Annotated in this window: 11 protein-coding genes; 5 read left to right on the top strand and 6 right to left on the bottom strand. The window is 64.6% G+C overall.

Translation table 11 applies throughout. The features are described from left to right. Positions 1–207 precede the first annotated feature (207 nt). The gene (locus ACQKQA_RS10735; RefSeq protein ID WP_427556586.1) at positions 208–2,088 is read left to right on the top strand and encodes a DUF3857 domain-containing transglutaminase family protein; all 1,881 of its coding nucleotides are present in this window, start codon (positions 208–210) and stop codon (positions 2,086–2,088) included. Between the two features lie 250 nt (positions 2,089–2,338). On the opposite strand, the gene ACQKQA_RS10730 is transcribed toward ACQKQA_RS10735, so the two are convergent. Further along, positions 2,339–3,223, bottom strand: a complete 885-nt coding sequence (locus ACQKQA_RS10730; protein WP_427556583.1) for a LysR family transcriptional regulator — start codon at positions 3,221–3,223, stop codon at positions 2,339–2,341. Between the two features lie 132 nt (positions 3,224–3,355). Between ACQKQA_RS10730 and ACQKQA_RS10725 the strand changes: the two genes are divergently transcribed. Together ACQKQA_RS10725 and ACQKQA_RS10720 are read left to right on the top strand one after the other, a co-directional pair. Further along, positions 3,356–5,002 (top strand): GMC family oxidoreductase, encoded by a 1,647-nt coding sequence (locus ACQKQA_RS10725; RefSeq protein ID WP_427556580.1) that lies wholly within the window; start codon positions 3,356–3,358, stop codon positions 5,000–5,002. 177 nt (positions 5,003–5,179) lie between these two features. Next, positions 5,180–6,802, top strand: a complete 1,623-nt coding sequence (locus ACQKQA_RS10720; RefSeq protein WP_427556577.1) for an MFS transporter — start codon at positions 5,180–5,182, stop codon at positions 6,800–6,802. A 248-nt stretch (positions 6,803–7,050) separates the two neighbouring features. Here the strand turns inward: ACQKQA_RS10720 and ACQKQA_RS10715 are convergent, their stop codons facing one another. The 3 genes from ACQKQA_RS10715 to ACQKQA_RS10705 all read right to left on the bottom strand — a co-directional run bounded on the left by ACQKQA_RS10715 (position 7,051) and on the right by ACQKQA_RS10705 (position 11,693). Next, a complete protein-coding gene (locus ACQKQA_RS10715) occupies positions 7,051–8,289 on the bottom strand; it encodes a DUF2599 domain-containing protein (protein WP_427556574.1) in 1,239 nt (412 codons plus the stop codon). Positions 8,290–8,376: 87 nt separating this feature from the next. After that, on the bottom strand, positions 8,377–10,071 hold the full coding sequence (locus ACQKQA_RS10710; protein WP_427556571.1) for a DUF2599 domain-containing protein: 1,695 nt from the start codon (positions 10,069–10,071) through the stop codon (positions 8,377–8,379). A gap of 188 nt (positions 10,072–10,259) precedes the next feature. Then, positions 10,260–11,693, bottom strand: coding sequence for a serralysin family metalloprotease (locus ACQKQA_RS10705; protein ID WP_427556568.1), 1,434 nt, complete (start codon positions 11,691–11,693; stop codon positions 10,260–10,262). 280 nt (positions 11,694–11,973) lie between these two features. On the opposite strand from ACQKQA_RS10705, the gene ACQKQA_RS10700 reads away from it, so the two are divergent. Continuing rightward, positions 11,974–12,270 carry a hypothetical protein gene (locus tag ACQKQA_RS10700; protein WP_427556566.1) on the top strand — a complete coding sequence of 99 codons (297 nt, stop codon included), beginning with the start codon at positions 11,974–11,976 and terminating at the stop codon, positions 12,268–12,270. A 4-nt stretch (positions 12,271–12,274) separates the two neighbouring features. Here ACQKQA_RS10700 and ACQKQA_RS10695 read toward each other — a convergent pair whose 3' ends face one another. After that, the gene (locus tag ACQKQA_RS10695; protein ID WP_427556705.1) at positions 12,275–14,635 is read right to left on the bottom strand and encodes a DNA polymerase II; all 2,361 of its coding nucleotides are present in this window, start codon (positions 14,633–14,635) and stop codon (positions 12,275–12,277) included. 582 nt (positions 14,636–15,217) lie between these two features. Here ACQKQA_RS10695 and ACQKQA_RS10690 point away from each other — a divergent pair. Further along, positions 15,218–15,547: a hypothetical protein gene (locus ACQKQA_RS10690; protein WP_427556563.1), complete on the top strand. Its 330-nt coding sequence runs from the start codon at positions 15,218–15,220 to the stop codon at positions 15,545–15,547. Between the two features lie 226 nt (positions 15,548–15,773). Here the strand turns inward: ACQKQA_RS10690 and ACQKQA_RS10685 are convergent. After that, a partial coding sequence (locus tag ACQKQA_RS10685) for an amidohydrolase family protein (protein ID WP_427556560.1) occupies positions 15,774–16,496 on the bottom strand: 723 nt, incomplete at its 5' end.

The raw sequence follows: 16,496 nt of genomic DNA, 5'->3' as shown, positions 1-16,496 counted from the left end.
GGCCCTGCCCAAGGCTTCGAAAAGTCTCGCTGTTCCTTGAAGAAACCGCTCTATTTCAAGCCTTTCAGCCACCCGCATTGTCAGACAATGCTGTAATTCGGTATTGAGATAAATTATCATTTGGCGCCTCCCCGCTCGCCACCCGCACCCGATGCGCGATTCGCCCTGTGCGATGTGGCTGATTTCCATGATTCACCCGAGGCGCCCATGTACCGTTTCTCGCTTTACCGTCCCCTGATCTGCGCCGGTCTCGGACTGCTCTCCTGGCAAGCCAGCGCTGCCTATCAACCCCAGGCGGAAGCCGCCCTGGCCGGCGATTCGGCAATCGAATGCCAGTTCAATGCCGACCACAGCACCGACTGCACCACCACCCAGCACTACACCATCCTCACCCCGGCCGGCCGGGAAATGCTCTCGCGCATCGACTTCAGCTACGCCGAAAACGATGGTTTCGAACTGCTCAAGGCCGAATCCACCCAGCCTGGGGGCCAGCCCGTCGCCCTGGCGCCGGGGCAGATCGATACCCGTACCGCCCCCAATCCGGAACAGGGTTTCCTGCGGGAAAAACAGACCTCTCTGGCCTTCCCCAACCTGCGGGTCGGTACCCAGATCCGTTACAGCGTGCAGCAGCATTACGCGGCCAAGCCGCTGCTGGGGCAGTTCCACTCGGTGCTGCAGTTCGGCCCCCGGCCCGTACGCCAGGACAGCTTCAAGGTCACCTACCGCGCCACCCGCCCGATCATCTGGCGCAGCGAGCAGATGGAGGGTTTCAGCTTCAGCGCCTCCAGCGACCGCAAAAAGCTGACCATCGAGCAAAAGGCCCCGGTCTACCTCAACTACATCAACGAACCCTCGATCGGTTTCATCCAGCGCGTGCCCCGGGTCGAGCTGGGCAGCAGCACCGAGGTGCAGGACTACTTCGGCCCCTTGGCCCAGCGCTACCAGCAGATCCTCGCCGCGCCCCTGCCGCCGGCCAGCGCCAAGGCCGTGGCCGGCCTGCGCGATCTGCCCCAGGCCCGGCAAGTGGCTGGGCTGATGCAGCACATCAACGACAACTACCGCTACCTGGGCGACTGGCGCGCCAGCGAACGGGGCTACGTGCCCTTCGAGCTGGCACAGATCGAACAGCGCGGCTACGGCGACTGCAAGGACCTGGCGGTGCTCCTGGCGGCCATGCTCAAGGCCAGCGGGATCAAGGCCGAGACCGCCTGGGTCAGCCGGGAAAACGTGGTCACGCCGCTGCTGATCCCCGGCACCAACGCGCCGAACCACGCCATAGTACGGGCCGAGGTCGACGGCCAGGTGTGGTGGCTGGACCCGACCAACCCGGCGTTCGACCCGGGCCGCAGCATGCCCGATATCCAGGAGCGCTGGGCCTTCGTCAGCGATGCCAAGGGCCAGGTGCGCCAGGACTACATTCCCCTGGAAGCGCCGGCCACCAGCATCGTCCTGGACAAGCAGGAACACTTCGACAGCAGTGGCCAGGCCCGGGTCAACGCGCGTATCGAGTTCAGCCACATGGAGCTGATGCGGTTGATGGTGTCCGACAACCAGAGCGGCATCGCCAGCAACGACCAGAGCCTGTGCGAGCGTTTCGCCCGGGAAATCAGCGACTGCCGGATCACCCGCGAACCGACCACCTTCGTGGTGCCCAAGAACTATCGGATCAAGGCCGCCCTGACCGACCTCAAGCCCCTGGAAAACCTCAACGGCAGCTACCTGTACAAGGCCCAGGCCCTGGAGGGCGACTGGGACTTCCTGGTCAACTACCGCCGCAACGGCCAACTGGCCGACCTGTACATCGGCGACACCTACAGCCTGCGCTACACCATCACCCTCTCCGGCGCCCACCTGGAGCAGGACGTCAAGGCCTGCACCGTGCGCTCGCCCTGGTTCGACCTGGACCTGGACAGCGAACGGGTCAAGGGCGAGTACCGCTACCACTACCGCCTGAGCCAGAAAAAACGCTGGCTGAGCCACGAGGAAATCCTCAGCGCCCCGTTCGAGGCCATGGTCGACCAGGCCAAGGCCTGTTCCGGGCAGGTGCGGCAGGTGGTGCAGCTCAAGGGCGCCGCGAAAAAGGCCTGAGCCCCGCTCCCAGGTAGCCGCTGCCGAGCCTGCGAGGCTGCGTACGGGCGCACAGCGACCGCCAAACCAGGCAACCCGGTGTATCAGGCAAATGGGGGATATCGCCCTTGCGTCTGCTGCGCAGACGTACGCAGCCTCGCTTCGCTCGGCAGCGGCTACATGAATCACCTGCCGGGCCTTGTGGTGGGTGGGCTGGCCCTATCGCGGGCAAGCCTCGCTCCTACAGGAAGGCGCCCTGGGTTTGCGGCGATCAGGACAGCAGCAAGCCCTGCTCCGCCGCGCACAGTTCCACCAGGTAATCCCACACCACCCGCAGGCGCACCGACTTGTGCAGGTCGCGCCGGGTGCTGATCCAGTAGGCGCGCTGGATGCTCTCGCCGGGCAGCAACGGCACCAGTTGCGGGTCGCCCGCCGCCATGTAGCACGGCAGCACGGCGACCCCCAGCCCGGCGCGCGCGGCCTGTTGCTGGGCGATCACGCTGGTGCTGTGGAACACCACCCGGGGGTTGCGGCAGAAGCTGCTGAGGAACTTCAGTTCCTGGCTGAACAGCAGGTCGTCGACGTAGTCGATCCAGGCATGCCGCCCCAGGTCCTCGCGGCTGCGCAGCGGCGGCGCGCGGTCCAGGTAATCCTGGCTGGCGTACAGCGCCAGGCGGTAGTCGGTGAGCTTGCGGGTCACCAGCATGTCGGCGTTGGGCCGCTCCAGGTGGATGCTGATCTCCGCTTCGCGGTTGAGGATGCTGACAAAGCGCGGCACCGCCACCAGCTCCACCTCCAGCCCCGGGTAACGCTCGAACAGGCCGCGCAGGCGACTGGCGAGGAACATGATGCCCAGGCCCTCGGTCACGCCGACGCGGATCTTGCCCAGGGGCGCCGTGGACTGGGTGATTTCCTCCTGGGCCAGCAGCGCCACGTTCTCCATGGCCTCGGCATGCTTGAGCAGGGCCTCCCCGGCCGGCGTCAGCTCGTAACCCTGGGCGTGCTGGACGAACAGCGCGGTGCCGAGGCTCTTCTCGATCGCCTCGATATGCCGGGCCACCGTGGCGTGGGTGGTCTTCAGCCGCTGGGCCGCGGTCAGCAGGCGGCCGCTACGTTGCAACTCGAGAAAGAACCGCAGGTCGTTCCAGTCGAACATGAGGCGTCCTTGGCAGGCGGAGGGCAGGCCGCTGTTTAAAAACGCACAGCGGCTGAGCAAAAACTAACATTCTTTTAACGAAAGCTAACAACTAGGATGAGGCCAACAAGAACGATAAAGAAGAGGTCATGGATGCGCCCTGCCTTCGATCCGTACGACTACATCGTGGTCGGCGCCGGCCCCGCCGGTTGTCTGCTGGCCAATCGACTGTCCGCCAACCCGGCCCACCGCGTCCTGCTGCTGGAGGCCGGTGGCCGCGACAACTACCCCTGGATCCATATTCCCGTCGGCTACCTGTTCTGCATCGGCAACCCGCGCACCGACTGGTGCTTCAAGACCGAGGCCGAACCCGGCCTGCAGGGCCGCAGCCTGAGCTACCCGCGGGGCAAGGTGCTGGGCGGCTGCTCGTCGATCAACGGCATGATCTACATGCGCGGCCAGGCCGGCGACTATCAGCGCTGGGCCGCCGACGGCAACCCCGGCTGGGACTGGCAGGACGTGCTGCCGCTGTTCAAGAAGAGCGAAAACCACTTTGCCGGTGACTCACAGATCCACGGCGCCGCCGGCGAGTGGCGGGTCGAGCGCCAGCGCCTGTCGTGGCCGATCCTCGATGCCTTCCGCGACGCCGCCGCCCAGAGCGGCATCGCCCACCGCGACGACTTCAACGGCGGCGACAACGAAGGCTGCGGCTATTTCCAGGTCAACCAGAAAGCCGGGGTGCGCTGGAACGCCGCCAAGGCCTTCCTCAAGCCGATCCGCCAGCGCCCTAACCTGACCGTGCTGACCGGGGTCGAAGTGGATCGCGTGCTCCTGGAAAACGGCCGCGCCAGCGCGGTCAGCGCTCATTATCAGGGCCAGCCGCAGACCTTCACGGCCCGTCGCGAAATCGTCCTCAGCGCCGGCGCCATCGGCTCGCCAAGCATCCTGCAACGTTCGGGCATCGGTCCCGCCAGCCTGCTGCAGCGCCTGGGGATAGGCGTCGCCCACGAACTGCCTGGGGTCGGCGGTAACCTGCAAGACCACCTGCAACTGCGGCTGATCTACAAGCTGGAAAACGCCCGTACCCTGAACCAGATCGCCGGCAGCCTGTGGGGCACGCTGGGCATGGGCCTGCGCTACCTGTACGACCGCAGCGGCCCGCTGTCCATGGCCCCGAGCCAACTGGGGGCCTTCGCCCGCTCGGGGCCGGAGCAGACCTCGGCCAACCTTGAGTACCACGTGCAGCCGCTGTCCCTGGAGCGCTTCGGCGAGCCGCTGCACAGCTTCCCGGCCTTTACCGCGTCGGTCTGCGACCTGCGCCCGCACAGCCGCGGCCGGGTGGAAATCCGTTCCGCCGATCCGCAGGCGGCGCCGCTGATCCAGCCCAACTACCTGAGCCATCCGGAGGACCTGCGGGTCGCCGCCGACGCCATCCGCCTGACCCGGCGCATAGTCGCCGCGCCGGCCTTGCACGCCTTCAAGCCCAGCGAGTACCTGCCGGGGCCCGCGTTGCAGAGCGAGGAGCAATTGCACGAAGCCGCGGCCCGCATCGGCACCACCATCTTCCACCCGGTGGGCACCTGCCGCATGGGCCACGGCCGGGACGCGGTGGTCGACGCCGAACTGCGGGTGCATGGCATCCCCGGCCTGCGCATCGCCGATGCCTCGATCATGCCGTACATCACCTCCGGCAATACCTGCTCGCCGACCCTGATGATCGCCGAGAAGGCGGCCGAGCTGATTCTTGCCGCCACGACCAGGAGCGCTGCCCCCGAAAAACAAACCATCACCCCCGCCTGATCTGTGTAGGAGCGAGGCTTGCCCGCGATAGCGGCCTGCAGGCCGGTGCAAGGCTCAAGGGCCTATCGCGAGCAAGCTTCGCTCCTACAGAGGCCGAATAGCGACAAGTGCAGATAGCGACGCCACGATGGCGCCGACAGTGGAACAACAAAAACAATCACTGTGAGGGATATCGATATGTCGGAACATGCTCAATCCATGGAAGCCGCGCTGGCTGCCCCCACCGCCAAGGAAAGCCAGAAAGTCATCTTCGCCTCGTCCCTGGGGACGGTGTTCGAGTGGTACGACTTCTTCCTCTACGGCGCGCTCGCGGCGGTCATCAGCAAGCAGTTCTTCGCCGGGGTCAACGACACCACCGCCTTCATCTTCGCCCTGATGGCCTTCGCCGCCGGCTTCGTGGTGCGGCCGTTCGGCGCCCTGGTGTTCGGCCGCCTGGGGGACATGATCGGACGCAAGTACACCTTCCTCGCCACCATCGTGCTCATGGGCCTGGCGACCTTCGCCGTGGGCCTGCTGCCGAACTACGCCAGCATCGGCATCGCCGCGCCGATCATCCTGGTGGCCCTGCGCATGCTCCAGGGCTTGGCCCTGGGCGGCGAATACGGCGGCGCCGCGACCTATGTCGCTGAGCACGCGCCCCAGGGCAAGCGCGGTTTCCATACCAGCTGGATCCAGTCCACCGCGACCCTGGGCCTGTTGCTGTCGCTGCTGGTGGTACTGGGCTGCCGCCACTTCACCGGCGAGCAGTTCGAAGTCTGGGGCTGGCGCCTGCCGTTCCTGCTGTCGATCGTGCTGCTGGGCATTTCCACCTGGATCCGCCTGAGCCTGCACGAGTCGCCGGCCTTCCTGAAAATGAAAGAAGAAGGCCGCGCCAGCAAGGCGCCGATCCGCGAGTCCTTCGGCAAGTGGGAAAACCTCAAGGTGGTACTGATCGCCCTGTTCAGCATCAATGCCGGGCAGGCGGTGACCTTCTACGCCGCGCAGTTCTACGTGCTGTTCTTCCTCACCCAGTTCCTCAAGATGGACCCGGCCCTGGCCAACAGCCTGCTGATCGTCAGCGTGGTGATCGGCGCGCCGTTCTTCATCTTCTTCGGCTGGCTGTCGGACCGGATCGGCCGCAAGCCGGTGCTGATGCTCGGCCTGCTGCTGGCCACCGCGCTGTACTTCCCGATCTTCAAGGCCCTGGCCCACTATGCCAACCCGGCCATCGACCAGGCCAGTCGCCAGGCACCGATCAGCGTGCTGGCCGACCCCGCCACCTGTACCTTCCAGTTCGACCCGGTGGGCAAGGCGCGTTTCGACAGCCCCTGCGACAAGGTCAAGACCTTCCTGGTCAAGCAGGGCCTGCCCTACGCCAGCGTCGCCGCGCCGGCCGGCAGCCCGGTGGAAGTGAGCATCGGCGAGGTGAAGATCAGCGGCTTCGACGAGGCCGCCCTGCGCGGCGCCGTGACCCTGGCCGGCTACCCGCAGGCCGCCGACACCCAGAACGTCGACAAGACCATGGTAGTGGTGCTGATCGTCGCCCTGATCCTGATCGCCGCCATGTGCTACGGCCCGCTGGCGGCGCTGATGGTCGAGCTGTTCCCGACCCGCATCCGCTACACCTCGATGTCCCTGCCCTACCACATCGGCAACGGCTGGTTCGGCGGCTTCCTGCCCACCGTGTCCTTCGCCCTGGTGGTGTACACCGGCGATATCTTCTATGGCCTGTGGTACCCGGTGGCGATCACCGGCGTCAGCCTGATCGTCGGCCTGCTGTGCCTGCGGGAAACCCGCCACGTGGATATCGACAGGCACTGAACGGCCGCCAGATAACCACAAACCTGTAGGAGCGAGGCTTGCCCGCGAAAGGCGCGCCGCGGAATGTCTGGCACACCGCGTCATCGTTCTTCGCGCGCAAGCTGCGCTCCTACAGAAGCAGAAGCTCACGCTGTCCGTAGGAGCGAGGCTTGCCCGCGAAAGGCGCGCCGCGGAGTGTCTGGCACTCCGCGTCATCGTTCTTCGCGCGCAAGCTGCGCTCCTACAGAAACGCGCCGGTTCGACCCCGGTCAGTAAGGATTGCAGTGCTGGGCTACGGCTGTGGCCTGATCGACGTAGGGCCGCGCCGGCTCAAGGTTCCACTCGGGCTTGTCCCGAACCGGCTTGCCGTCGAAGGTGGCCGCCAGATGGCAAACCATTTGCCGGCGCAGCGACCCACCGTTGACGCTGTACTGCCGCCATTGCTCATCGTTTTTGTGCTTGTTGTACAGCTCGGCGAACATCCGGTCGGTCTGGTCGTCCTTGATCGCCCGGCCGCAGGCGGTAGGCACCACCTGCAGCGACCAGGTCTTGGGCCCGAGCTTCGGATCGTCGCGCTGCACCCAGGTGCTGGACTCGATGTACTTGTCGCAGAACTGCGGCGCAGGCGCCGACGCGGTTTGGATGCAAGAAAAGCTGGCCTTGCCGGTCGGGGTCCTGGGGAAGTCGATCTTGACGATATTGCGCTCCTTGCCGGTCTTGTTCTTGTAGTCCCGCTGATTGGCCAGGGCATCGTTCAGCCCCCGCTGATCGCTGTAGAAAAAGGCCAGGATCGGCAGTTCGTCGTCTTTCGGGTTGCCCAGGCGCAGCTCGGTCTGGGTCTGGAATTCCCGGCTGTTGATTACGCGCCGGGACCCCATGAAGTTTTGAAACGCAGTGACCCGATCCTGGCTGCTCATGGGGTTGCGCATGTTGAAGCCGCATTGCAACTGGTCCTGCTGGCGGTTGTTGTTGAACTTGGTGAAGTGCGCGACCCAGGCATTGACGTTGGTGATAGGCGGGGCCATGGCCTGGCAGACCGCCTCGGTCTGGCTGGTGTTCTTGTTGTTGCCACAGCCGCGGTCGTCGCGGAAATCGGTCCAGGCATCGTTGGGGAACGCGCAGTAGACGTGCACCGGCGTCTCGGGTTCGCGCACCAGGTCGATCGGCTTGATGATGTAGCCGTTCTGCGTGCTCATGCCGGGGTCTTCATAGCTGATGCCATCGGCCCGCATCCAGGACGCGGCGAAGGTCCCCAGCTCCCTGGCTCTCGGGCTCGGGTTCCACACATCCCATTGCTGCCCCTTGGCCGGGTCGGCCCGGTGGGTGCCCCGGATCAGCAGTCCCGAACAGTCCGACGCCGGATCCTTGCCGCAGCTGGCGACGGTATTGTTGTACAGGGTTTCAACCTGCTTCAGCGTCTCCTCGCACGACTCGGCCTGGGCCGCCGTCGCTTGCCAGAGCAACGGCAACATGAGCAATGGAGCGATCCCGTTCAAACGTCTTTTCATGGCTTGCATCTCCCTGATTAGCCAACACACACCTGGCCTGGTGCGATCCATCCGCAGACGGCCCGGTGTTCCTTGCGCCCGGCGCGCTCAACGCGGAACCGGGTTACAGCCCGCGGCACGGGTCTCGCTGTCCGACAGCGCGGGCCGGAACGGCTCGAGATTCCACGGCGTCTTGCTGCGGTAGTTGACCAGGACGCAGCTCAATTGCTGGCGCATGCTGCCGGCGGACTTCTCGTTGTCGCGCCAGTTGCCGTCGGCGCCCTTGAGGGCGAACAACTGGTCGTACAAGGCGCCCACCTGCTCGTTGGGCAAGGCACGCCCGGCCGCGGTCGGCACCACGCTCAAGGTCCATTCGTCCTGGCGGGTGCCGGGGTCGTAACGCTTGACCCAGTCGGCGGACGCGATGTACTGCGGTGCCTTGACCGGCACGGGATTGCAACCGGCCTTGGCCGCTTCCTGGGGTGACACGGTCGGGCGGAACGGCTCCAGGTTCCACTCGGTCTTGGCCGGGTAGTTCTGCACCAGGCAGCTCAGTTGCTGGCGCATGCTGCCCGGGGATTTTTCGTGGTCGCGCCATTGGCTGTCGGCGCCGCGCAGCTCGAACAGTTCCTTGTACAACGCCTCCTGGTCGCTGGCCTGGCTCGCCTTGCCCTGGGCGGTGGGCGTGACATTGAGGGTCCATTCGTTTTTCCCGGTGCCGGGGTCGTGGCGCTCCACCCAGGTGGCCGAGGCGATGTACCGCTGCGTCGGTTTATCCGGCGCCGGCTGGGCGCCGCCCGCCACCGGCAGGTCGATCGCCTGGTCGGCGGCGACATAGCTGAAGCGCTGCTGCGGCGGCTTGGTGAAGTCCAGCCGCAGGATCGGCACGCTGTAGCCCTGGGCCTGGAGCTTCTTCTGGAAGTTGCGCGCGCTGTTCAGGCCGTCTTCCGGTTTCGGCGGTGCCTGGTCGCCGCGGGTGGCGAAGTTGTGCGTGCTGTTGACGTTGTAGATGAAGGCATCGATGTGCTTCATGTTTTCGCTGCCGTCGTTGGTCGCCGAGGCATTCTTCAACATGAACTCGTTGACTTGGGCACTGTAGGCGAAGGGGTCCTTGTTGGTGGTGTTCACCCTTGATTCGTGGACCCGGATCATGGCGTTCCAGTCGCTGGGTTTTTCCGCGTTCCAGGAACACTGGCTGTACTGGATCGGCCCTTTCATCAGCCCGGTGTATTTCTGCGTCCACTGCTCGGCGGTGGTCACCCCGGCTTCCGCGCAGGTGCCATAGGCCAGCGCCGCGTTGCGGTTGGTCATCACCGTCTGGGCCGAGCGCGGCGGTTCGCGGCTGTCGAAGAAACCGCAGCCGTACCACTTGCGCTCCGGCCCTGTGCCGCCGTCGAAGGCGTAGATGCAGGTCCAGCCCTGCTCCTTGACCGGCAGCTGCAAGGCCGCCGCGTCGGTGGGCGTGCGCAGGATGAAACCGGCCGGGTGGATGAGAATCCGCGTGCTCAGGTCCTTGCGGATCCAGGAGTAGGACGTCGCACCGATCTTGATCGCGTAGGGGCTGTAGTCCCAGGGGTTGAACGGCCCGTCGTTGACCATGCGCAGGGTCACGCCACTGCAGTAGTAATGCCCGCGCGCGGCACCGGTATCGGGCTCGCGGCAGGCATCCTTGAGGGTGTTGTAGTTGCGGTTGATCCGGTTCAGGGTTTCCTGCGGATCGAGCGGTGGTTGCGCCGCTACCGCGCAGAAGGCCAGGGGCAGGGTCCAGCCCAGGATAAAAGACGAGCACGCGGCTTGGCGCATGGGCGACCTCCTTGTCGCTGCTAAGAATTATCTGAGTCTGGAGACTAGACCAAGGCAGAAAAAACGCCGGAGCCTGTCCCTCGGCTGTCGGGGAAAACAACCACAGGCGGGTGCTGCAGGAGAGACCCGGCGGGCGCCAGGCCTTAGCGAAAAAGCGGCGCATTGCGCGCCGCTTCCATGGCTGTCGATCAGGCCACGATATCGGTGGTCAGCGCCTGGCCTACAGTGCCCACGGCGAAGTCCACGTTGCCCTGGCCGGTAAGGTCGAGCATCAGGCTGGTCTGGTTGGTTTCGGCGTAGTAGGTCAGGATCGCGTCGCCGGCGTGGCCGGTGAAACCGCTGACGAAGTTCAGGGTCGCCTGGCCCGAGGTGAACGGCGCCAGGCCGCTCAAGTCGATCTTGTCCTGGCCACTGGTGAAATCCATGATCCAGTCGGGCGCGTCGAAGGTCGAATCGGAGGCCGCGCCGAACACGAAGGTGTCCGCCCCTGCCCCGCCCCACAGGCTGTCGCCGCCACCGCCGCCGTAGAGGATGTCGTTGCCGGCACCGCCTTCGAGCAGGTTGGCCACCGCGTTGCCGATCAGCAGGTCGTTGCCCGAGCCGCCGATGGCGCTTTCCAGGGTCACGCCATGGGCGACCGAGACGTTGCCCACCAGGCCGCCGACGTCGGAGAACGAGCCCTCATTGAGGTTGATCTTCTGGTTCTGGGTGAAGCCGGAGAAGTCCAGGGTGTCGTAGCCGCCGCCGTCCCACACCGAGAACACCAGCTTGGACGCCGCCGAATCGGCGCTGTAGAAGTCGCGACCGGTGTTGGAGTTGAAACCGTACACGGTGTTATCGGCGCGGGTCTCGTGATTGGCGCCGTAGAGTTTCTGCACCGCGACGATGTCGTCCATCAACGGCGCCGAAGAGTAGGCACCGCTGCCGTCCTTGCTGAAGTTCTGCCCGGTATTGCTCTCGCTCCAGTAGCTCATCAGGCTGTAGCCGCGGGTGTCCTGGGCGTAGGAGGCATCGTTGTAGGTCGGGTTGCCGTTGCCGGCGTTGTAGGTGCCGGGATGGGACAGGCCCAGGCTGTGGCCGATCTCGTGGGTCAGGGTCTGGCGGCCGTAGTTGCCGTTGCCCGGGGTTTCGTTGACCCGGTACTGATCGTTGATCAGGTACCAGGACTGGCCGTCGTAGCTGCTGCCCGAAGGCAGGTAGGCGAAGGCCGCGCCGCCGGTGCTGACGTTGTAGTTGCCGAAGCTCAGGTGGCCGTCGCCGCCGCTCGCGGCCTCATTGAAGGTCACGTTGGCCACGTCCGACCAGGATTGCAGGGCCAGGAACGCCTGGGCTTTCTGCAGCGCGCTGAACTCGCTGAAAGTGCCCAGCTTGGGGTTGTAGTTGGCTGGTTTGCTGGTGAGGAAGCTGTAGCTGAGTTCGACTTTGCCGTCACCGTTCTGGTCATGCCAGGACAGGCCCTTGCGCAGGATCTGCTCGGCAGCCTGCTCGGAGGTGTACGACGGCTTGCCATTCACCAGCTCCACACCGCCACGGTCATAGGCATGGCTGAAGGCAGTGACCAGTTGAAAGGCATCGCTGCCTGGAGCTGCCGAAAAACCGGCATTTTCTTTAGCTTTTGACATCACTTACGTCCTTGTTCAACGCTGAAAATTTCCGATAGACCACGGCGACCTTTTAGCGAGATCGTCCTATCACTCGCCCTATTCAAGGCGTGGAAAAACTGACACAGAGTCCGCCGCGACGTCCACGTTTTTTATTGTCCGACAATGTATCCAAGCAACGGCGCAGTGCATTTGGATCCCAGCCCGTCACCTTGCCCGGGCGCGCCATACGCTAAGCTTCAGCGCAAACCGCACAGGCTGCCCCGCCTGCGCTTCCGCCGGTTTTCCGAAGGAGTCCACAATGAAAAAAATCCTCCTGAGCTGCGCCCTGTCGCTCCTCACCAGTGCCGCCCACGCCGAAGGCATCCCGCTGTTCAACGTCGACTGTCCGGGGGAGGTCCCGGTCAGCGCGGAGCAAGGGGGACCGGTGTTCATCAACGGCAAGCAAGCCCAGACCAAGACGGTCAACGAGCGTTATTTCGAGGCCAAGGGCGCGGGCGTCACGGTGTCCATCAGCGTGGAGGACGACGACTCGGTGGTCGTGACCTACACCGGCAAGCAAGGCGACAGCGGCATCTGCACCTCGGTGGACGACTGACCCCCTAGAACAAACCCAATTGCCCGCCGACCAGGGTGCTGAAATCGTCCTGCACGAACGGCAGGATCGCATCCGCCACCGGCTGCAATTGCCGGGTCACGTAGTGATCGTAATCGATGGCCGCGGTACGGTTTTCCAGGGGCTCGGGACCGGCCAGGGTGATCACGTAGCTGATCCAGCCACCGTTCTGATAGCGCAGCGGCCGGCCCTGGCGTTGGTTGTATTCGTCGGCCAGGCGCGCGGCCCGCACATGGGGCGGCACGTTGCGTTCGTAGTCGTCCAGTTGCCGGCGCAGGCGCTTGCGGTACACCAGTTGCTCATCCAGCTCGCCGGCCAGGGTGCGCCGTACGTAGTCGCGCACATAGTCCTGGTACGGCTGGCGGTGGAAGATCCGCCGGTACAGCTCCTGCTGGAACTGCTGGGCCAGCGGCGACCAGTCGGTACGCACCGCCTCCAGGCCTTTGTAGACCATCTCCTGGCTACCGTCGGCGCGGGTCACCAGGCCGGCGTAGCGCTTCTTGCTGCCCTCCTCCGCACCGCGGATGGTCGGCATCAGGAAGCGGCTGAAGTGGGTTTCGAACTGCAGTTCCAGGGCGCTGTCCAGCCCGTACTCATCGCGCAGATGCTCGCGCCACCACTGGTTGACGTGCTGCACCAGGGCGCGGCCGATGCGCGTGGCATCCGCCTCGGCGTGGGCGCTGCCGAGCCAGACGAAGGTGGAGTCGGTGTCGCCGTAGATCACCCGATGCCCCTGGGCCTCGATGAGCTGCCGGGTGCGGCGCATGATTTCGTGGCCGCGCAGGGTGATCGATGAGGCCAGGCGTGGGTCGAAGAAGCGACAGCCACTGGAGCCGAGCACGCCGTAGAAGGCATTCATGATGATTTTCAGCGCCTGGGACAGCGGCGCGTTGTGTTCGCGCTTCGCCACCTCGCGGCCTTCGGCGACCCGGGCCACGATCGACGGCAGGCAATGCCGGCTGCGGGAAAACCGCGCGCCGCGAAAGCCCGGCACCGATTCGTCGTCCGCGGGGTGGCGCAAGCCTTCCACCAGCCCCACCGGGTCGATCAGGAAGCTGCGGATGATCGAGGGGTACAGGCTCTTGTAGTCCAGCACCAGCACCGACTCGTAGAGGCCGGGCCGCGAGTCCATGACAAAACCGCCGGGGCTGGCCTCGGGCGGACGCTCGCCGAGGTTCGGCGCGACGAAGCCCTGGCGGTGCATCAGCGGCATGTACAGGTGGGTGAAGGCCGCCACCGAACCGCCGCTGCGGTCGGCCGGCAGGCCGGTGACCGAGGCCCGCTCGAGGAGGAACGTGAGCATCTCGGTCTTGGCGAAAATCCGCGTCACCAGCTCGCAGTCCTTGAGGTTGTAGCGCGCCAGGGCCGGCTTGTCCTCGGCGAACATACGGTTGATCTCGTCCATGCGCTGGTAGGGGTTGTCGATCGACTTGCCTTCGCCGAGCAGGGTCTGGGCGACGTTTTCCAGGCTGAACGAGGGGAAGCTCCAGGTCGCCGAACGCAGGGCCTCGATGCCATCGATAATCAGGCGCCCGGCGGCCGCGGCGAAGTAGTGGGTACGGCTGCCGTGTTCGCGCCACTGCATCTCTTCGCCGCCGCGCCCCAGGCGCAGCGGCACCGCCAGGCGGCGCGCGTGTTCGTGCAGCACCCGCAGGTCGAACTGCACCAGGTTCCAGCCGATGATCGCATCCGGGTCGTGGCGCGCCAGCCACTGATTGAGCCGTTCGAGCAACTGCTCGCGGCTGGCGCAGAACTCCAGGTCGAAATCCACCGCGCTGTCGTCCTTCCGCGCGCGGCCGAGCATGTACACCTGGCGCTGGCCGCACCCTTCCAGGGCGATGGAGTACAGCTCGCCGGTCTCGCTGGTCTCGATATCCAGCGAGACCAGCTTCAGGCTGGGCCGGTAGTCCGGCGCCGGTTTCATCTGCGCCTCCAGCAGTAGCCCGCCCTCCCCCGAGGTGCCGCCGAACCACACCGGCGCGGTGATGAAGCGCTCCATCAGGTAGCGCTCGGGCGGGCGCACATCGGCCTCGAACACCTCGACGCCAGCGCGGCGCAGGGTCTTGTCGAGGCGGATCAACTGGTTGTGCTGCGGGCAATACAGGCCGAGCACCGGGCGGTGCTGGAAGTCGCACAGCCCCAACGGCCGCAGCTCGACATCGGGATCGTCGGCCAGCAGGCGCCGGGCGTGGTCCTGCTGCTCGACGGGAATGAAGGCCACGGAGGTCTGCACCGGCAAGCGGATCCGGCGCGGCCCGGCATCGGTCGCCAACCAGAACTCGACTTCCGTGCCGGCCGGCGTATCACGCCAGTGCCGGGTCAGGACGAAGCCCTGCTGTAAATCCACCACTGCAACCTCAAGAACCTGTTTCAAGGCGTTGATTCTACCTGTCCTGGGTCGCGATCGCGCGCTTTGGCCATGGGTCTGGGCAATGTGCCGAAAGGTTTTGTCGGACAATATGTAGTGCTTGAAAATTTTCACTACAAAACCGTTGACGAGGCGAATCTGCCCTTGCATGATGCAGGCGTCTCCCCGATCGGGAGACGTGGCAAAGGTGTTATGAGCAAGCTCGTCTGACCGCCGAGCTGTTAACCCGGATGTGTACTGCCCACAAGGCAGATTGATGAAACTGACCTGGCATGAACGTCCAGTACCAAGGGCGGGAAGCTGGCGAAAACTCCTCAAGATGCTTGTGGCCGAAACTGAAAACTTCGGCAGCTTGATCCAGGTTTACGCCGTTTCTCTTCGTTGTGACGCTATTGCGTAGCAGTTAATCAAGACGACTACACGCATCAGGCTCTGGGCCTTATCTGTATCCGACAGACACCCTCTGTCGCCCTGTTTCCGGTATCAGGGTTCAACTTACCGATGTAGCGATATCAATTAGCGACTCAACTAGATAGATCGAAATGGTCAAGGGGCTTACCAATGAATCTGAACAATCAACCGACTATTGATCAACTGGCTCATCTGTTCGCGAAACAGAAAGACAGCCATGACAGCCACATCCTGTGGATTGCCAAGTCTGGCCAGGTCCATATCGACTGCCTGTCGCCCCACGCCCATGAAGCAGCATTCGACCAGAACAACCGGGACCTGCTGGCCCGCCTGAAAATGTACCGTCGCGGCCAGGGCTACGTCGGCAAGAAGGCCGCCGCCGACAGGGACTTCATCGGACGGGTACTCGATACCCTGAAACATGAATGGCAATCGCTGCAGAACAACTCGGAAGTTCGGGTGATCGATCGGTTCTGCTAAGTACAACTTGTCGTTGATGTACTATTGACCCGCTAAATAAACAGGGGCGCTCCCAATAAGAGCGCCCCTTTTTTATTGCAACTTGCTGGCAAGTTGGATAACCGCGTTAATTCGCTGAACCGCGTTATCCTTCATCGCGCGCAAGCTGCGCTCCTACAGGAATGGTGTTGCTTCTGTAGCAGCAGCCGGTCGACGCTCGATTGCCCGCGATGCAAACGCCGCCGAATCAAAAGGCAAAACACGAACAGCCAAACGCCCCCCAGAACCCCTGGAAATCACTGACCGGCACATTGGACAGCCGCGCCCGCTCGTGACCGTGGGCATGCACGCCACACGGACCGCTGCACTGGTGCACCTGATTGAGCAGCGGCGAGGCCGGCCGCCAGTGACCCGGCACCTTGAGCACCGGCGACCAGTCCGGCGTCACCGGCAGGGTTGGCGGGGCGAGTTTTTCAAAATCCCCGGCGGCATGCACCACCTTGCCACCGACCACGGTCAGCAGCGACTCGATCCACTTGATCGCCTCCTCCTCGACACTGAAATAGTCCGCCGACAGGGCCACCAGGTCCGCCAACTGGCCGACCTTGATCTGGCCCTTCTTGCCCTGCTCCGAGGAGAACCAGGCACTGCCGTGGGTGTACAACTCCAGCGCGGTGTCGCGGCCCAGGCCCTGGGGATGGAGCGCCAGGCCACCGACGGTCTTGCCGCTGACCATCCAGTACAAGGAAGTCCAGGGGTTGTAGCTGGAGACCCGGGTAGCATCGGTGCCCGCGCCCACCGGTACGCCCTCAGCCAGCATGCGCTGGATCGGCGGGGTCTGCTCCGCGGCCTTGGCGCCGTAACGGTCGACGAAATATTCGCCCTGGAACGCCATGCGGTCCTGGATCGCGATACCGCCGCCCAGCGCCCGCACCCGCTCGATGTTTTTCGGCGTGATGGTTTCCGCGTG

Origin of the sequence: Pseudomonas sp. NPDC089530 (assembly GCF_050280705.1) — a bacterium.
GTDB lineage: Bacteria > Pseudomonadota > Gammaproteobacteria > Pseudomonadales > Pseudomonadaceae > Aquipseudomonas.
Note: the sequence above shows the minus strand (reverse complement) of the source record. Positions and strands in the feature narration are given on the sequence as shown.